The organism is Caballeronia sp. (genome assembly GCF_049581465.1).
Lineage (GTDB): Bacteria > Pseudomonadota > Gammaproteobacteria > Burkholderiales > Burkholderiaceae > Caballeronia.
Map to the genome: position 1 here is coordinate 1 of NZ_JBAUSA010000402.1, position 5,096 is coordinate 5,096.

At 58.3% G+C, this 5,096-nt stretch carries 3 protein-coding genes; 1 reads left to right on the plus strand and 2 read right to left on the minus strand.

Translation table 11 applies throughout. The annotated features are described in order from the left end of the window. Positions 1-266 precede the first annotated feature (266 nt). The gene (dnaJ, locus tag WCA53_RS10080) at positions 267-1,412 is read left to right on the plus strand and encodes a molecular chaperone DnaJ (protein WP_423908637.1); all 1,146 of its coding nucleotides are present in this window, start codon (positions 267-269) and stop codon (positions 1,410-1,412) included. A gap of 1,191 nt (positions 1,413-2,603) precedes the next feature. Here the strand turns inward: dnaJ and WCA53_RS10085 are convergent. Together WCA53_RS10085 and WCA53_RS10090 are read right to left on the minus strand one after the other, a co-directional pair. Further along, positions 2,604-3,419, minus strand: coding sequence for a DUF2968 domain-containing protein (locus tag WCA53_RS10085; protein ID WP_423908639.1), 816 nt, complete (start codon positions 3,417-3,419; stop codon positions 2,604-2,606). A gap of 66 nt (positions 3,420-3,485) precedes the next feature. Beyond that, on the minus strand, positions 3,486-4,526 hold the full coding sequence (locus WCA53_RS10090) for a rod shape-determining protein (protein ID WP_423908642.1): 1,041 nt from the start codon (positions 4,524-4,526) through the stop codon (positions 3,486-3,488). Positions 4,527-5,096 lie beyond the last annotated feature (570 nt).

The following is a 5,096-nucleotide window of genomic DNA, read 5'->3' on the forward strand; positions in this document are numbered from 1 at the left end:
GGGCAGGGTGGAGCGAGCACGGCGGGTGCGGCGGCGGGCGAAGCAGGTCCGGGTGCGCAAGGCGCGCCGGAGCAGCACGACGATGTTGTCGATGCCGAGTTCAAGGAGGTGAAGAAGGACTGAGCCGATGAAGCGGCTGCATGAGTCGCGCGCGCGCCTCTTCGACAAACCACCACAAGCCACATGAGTCGCGAGACTCGAGGCATCCAAGAGGGAGCCGCGCCGGGCTGATCGACGTTAATCGAGCTTAGCGGCGCTGAACCGATATGGCGAAACGGGATTACTACGAGGTTATGGGTGTCGCGAAAAATGCGAGCAGCGACGAAATCAAGAAGGCGTATCGCAAGCTTGCACAGAAACATCACCCTGACCGCAATCCGGGCCGCAAGGACGCGGAGGAGCGTTTCAAGGAGGTCAATGAGGCCTACGAAATGCTCTCGGACCCGCAAAAGCGCGCGGCCTACGATCAGTATGGGCACGCGGGCGTCGATCCGAGCATGGGCGCTGCAGGCGCGCAGGGCTTTGGTGGTTTTGCCGATGCGTTTGGCGATATTTTCGGTGACATCTTCGGCCAGACAAGCGGCGGTGGCGCAGCCGGCGGTCGAAGTAGCCATGGTCGGACGCAGGTCTATCGTGGCGCGGACTTGCGCTACAGCATGGAGATCACGCTGGAGCAGGCGGCGCACGGCTACGACACGCAAATCCGCGTGCCGAGCTGGGTGAATTGCGGGATCTGCAAGGGCTCAGGGGCCAAGCCCGGTACTAAGCCGGAAACCTGTCCGACGTGCCACGGACAAGGCGTGGTGCGGATGTCGCAAGGATTTTTCAGCATCGAGCAAACCTGCCCGAAGTGTCATGGAACGGGGAAGCACATTCCCGAGCCGTGCAGTCAATGCAACGGCGCGGGCAAGATGAAAGAAACGAAGACGCTGGAAGTGAAGATTCCAGCAGGCATTGATGACGGTATGCGGATTCGTTCGTCGGGCAACGGCGAGCCGGGTATCAACGGCGGTCCGAGTGGCGACTTGTACGTCGAAATCCACATCAAGCCGCATTCGGTGTTCGAACGGGATGGCAACGACCTGCATTGCCAGATGCCGATTCCGTTCACTACGGCGACGCTGGGCGGCGAGATTGAAGTGCCGACGCTGGCAGGCCGCGCGAGTTTCAACGTGCCGGAAGGCACGCAGTCCGGCGGGACGTTCCGGTTGCGCAGCAAGGGCATCAAGGGTTTGCGTTCGAGCATTGCGGGCGATCTTTACGTACATGTGCTGGTCGAAACGCCGGTCAAGCTCACCGACCCGCAACGCGAGTTGCTCAAGCAGTTCGAGCGCTCACTGACGGAGGGCGGTGCGCGGCACAGTCCGCAAAGCAAGGGTTGGTTTGACCGCGTGAAGGGTCTCTTCGATTGAGGGCCGCTCAAGGACGCAGCGACGTTTTTGTGCTGCTCGACGATGGCGGTATCGATCGATAAGAATGCGACGGTCGTGGCACTTTGGTGAGCGATTCGGCGCAGAAATTCACACGGCTCAACGTTGCACGCCCGACGGGTGAGCGATAGACTGCGGACCGTTGTGCCGGCTATCGCGCCGGCCACCGTATCATTGAATAAGCGCAATTTTTTGCTCGTCGCAACAGGGCGCACATCGTGCTCCGTGATTCTATGTTCCCGATGCAACCCATACGTGTAGTCGATGCACGTCTCGCCTTCGGGCAGATCACTACGCGCGCGTTCTTCGCGGCCGATTTTTGAGTTTAACGAGTGATCTGAAGGACGCTGTGATGTCGCTCACGGATAAGCGCGGTGGTCAGGTGCGAGTATTCGGAATGGCTGAAGCTGACCGCCAAAGTGAGCGTAGATGCACGAGTCACAATAGTCGTCGGACGAGGGAAGGGTCCGGATCATTTATTTTGTAACGCATGAGGTGGTGATGATGAACATGTTTAGACGTTGTGTGGCGATGTCGTTGCTGTTAGGTGTTTTGTTTTCGTTGACAGGGTGCAACACAATAGCCGGCGTCGGCGAGGACATTACGGGTTCAGCTCGTACCGTTCAGCACGCCCTCTAGCACTGGAATCGCGGGTGGTGATGAGCGCTGTAAAGCGCGTTATCGCGACTCATGAGAAGGTAATCAAGGCACTAGCTAGCTTTGCAGGGCTACGACGTACCAAGGCCCGACGTGTTGGAGGACATCGTGGTGGACGTTGCCGACGGTACGTTGGATGAGAGTGACCTTGCGAGTCTACTGTTCTCAATCGCCATCGACTAGCCGTGTTCGCGGCGGCATGTGAACAGTTGAATCAGATTATCGCGATTGGCGACTAGGGAAATAATTGGAGGTGAGATCGCCAGCATCGCTCCAGCCCCCAAACACGACATTAGGATATTGCCGACACGCGCAATGTCGATAATTTATCTTATGTCAAATTATAAATGATCCCAACCTGGCGTGCCGTCCTCCACCAAAGACCTCCACTCGAACAGCACGCTGTATGTCCAACAACCTTTTGGGCGCCCATCATTTCAACCGATCTCCCGCATCCTCAGCAGCCCAATCCGGCAAGGACTGGGCACGCTCCGGAACGAGGCTCGCGTGAGTAACTTAAGCGCCTGCGGCCGTGTCACCTGATTGCACACGCGACCCCGCGCCGACGAGCGTCTTGACATGCTTCGTGTGCCGGCGGGAACGCGCCAAATGTTCCGGCGGCAGACCTGCGTCCGACAAGTCCTGGAGCGCCACCACTTGGCGTTTGACCTGAACGAGCTTTTTCTGCGCGTCCTGATTGTCCGCCTGGAGCTTCGTCACCTGAGCGGCAATCTGTGTCTGTCGTGTCGAGACTTCATCTTGCTGCGCTTGTGCGATGTCGAAATCGGCCCGAAGCTGCGCCATTCGAAGCTGTGCCTGTACAAGTGAGCGTTGGGTCGCAGCGTTTGCGGCTTCCAATTCAGTCTGGCGATGCTGTGCCTCAGAAAGGCCGACAGTTCGCTCGACAAACTCCGCATACACTACCTCTGCGCGCTTTTTATTCGGCGTTTCAATCACGCGCCAATAGGTGCCGTTCTGTACGAGTGCAACGTAGTAAGTCAGTCCGTCGGCAAAAAACGAAAGCTCCGCCCTGTAGTCGCCCGCCGCCGTTGATCGAAGCGATGCGATCTTTCCTTCCGCCGTGCGTCGGGCCAGTTGCGCGACCGTACCTTCGGGCAATGGCGCAGACGCTGCGGGCAACGCGGACGCTGCGGGCGGCGCAGCAACAAGAGACGGCGCAGCGACAAGAGACGGACCAGACCCCTGCTCCTGTGACGCTAGCGTTTCGCTTGCGGCAGGAACTGAATCTTCAGCGTGGGCAACGGATATCATCTGAGCTGCAATGACGATCGTCGTCGTGAGTAGCGCCGCTTTCATTTTTGTGTGTCGCATGTATGTTCTATCTTGGATTTGAAAAATTTCGACCGACATTGCTACAGTCGAAAGGCCCGGTTTAGGTTATTGGAAGAAACGCGCTTCAAGTGTTTCGATGGCCATGCCCGCGCCGCGTACCACGCAGGTCATGGGTTCCTCCGCCACGAGCACGGGCAGGCCTGTTTCCTCGCTAAGTCTGTCATCGAGACCATCCAGCAAGGCGCCTCCTCCGGTCAGCGTCAGTCCCACTTCCGCAATATCCGAGGCCAATTCTGGAGGAGTGCTTTCCAATGTGCTCTTGAGCAATGAAATGATTTGCGCCAGCGGTTCAGCCAACGCCTCGAACACTTCATGGCTCGACAGCGTCGCGGGTCGGGGAATGCCTTCGGACAGGTTTCGTCCTGTGATGTCGAGATAGAGTTCGTTCTTGCGTCGGACGGCGCACCCGATCATCTGCTTCACTCGTCGCGCGGTGTGTTCGCCGATGAGGAGCCCGTGCGTGCGTCGGACATAGTTGATGATTGCATCGTCGAACGCGTCTCCGCCTACCCGGGCGGACCCTCGGCATACGACATTGCCCAGTGCGATGACGCCTATCTCGGTCGTGCCTGCGCCGACATCGACGACCATGCACCCCATCGCCGAGGAGACTTTGAGCCCTGCTCCCAGCGCGGCGGCCAGGGACCTTTCGAGTAGCGCAACGTTAGACGCGCCTGCGCCCTGCACTGCTTCCCTGAACGCGCGCCGCTCGACCTGCGTCGCGCCGCTGGGTACGGTTATCGTGATCCGGGGGGCGCCTGATAGACGTCGACCTTTATCCGCCAGGCCCACGAAGTGCTGGATCATTTCCCGGCTAGCCGAGAAATCGGAAATGACGCCGCCTTTGATCGGGCAAATCGCCTTTATGTGTCGAGGCAGCCGGCCTAACATGCTGCGGGCCTCGTTCCCGACCGACTGTGTTGCACGGGCGCCTGCTACGAGCGGATCAGGCTGACGGATGCAAATGACAGACGCCTCGTCAAGCACGACGCCTGTGCCGCGCACGTGAATGCGCGTGTTTGCGGTCCCGACGTCGAGAGCGATCTCGGCCGGAAACCGATAGAACAATCGGGCTAGTCTAGACATGGGCAGGCCGAATTCCAGCCAAAATAAGTAATCCTCGCGTGAAGATCTAATGTTCGGACTGACCTTTCTTTGAAGGGTCTTGAATGTCCGAACGCGTGTGTCAAGCACCGTCTTATCGGCGGCCCATTGAAATTCTTTAGGGTTTTATATAAGAAATAGAAATAATGCGGGCACGATCTGACACCGCATCGGAAGAAACCGGCGGGAAAACTGCGTGTCGGGCGGGTTGCTGGCGGCTAGTGTGGAGTTCTTCTGAGGAGCGGCGGCGGTGGGTACAGGTGCTTTTTTTGGGGGCTTATTTCTTTGGTCAGGGGGCCGTATGCCACCTTTGTTTTTTGTACGGCGGTTGAGGCGAAGCGTGTCCGGGCCTTTGGTGCGAGAGATGGGTGTTCGACTGCGGGTTGGGGTTGCGGGGTGGCGCTACGTTCGGGCCAAAGACCTAAAATGGAGCAACGACGACACTGAGGTATTCGCGGTTTAAACGCGTTTCTTTGCTTCGTTTCTTTGCGCGTTTGCCAAAGAAATGAAGTCCCGCCCCGGATAGGGGCTAACAGAAATAAGCAAGAAAAT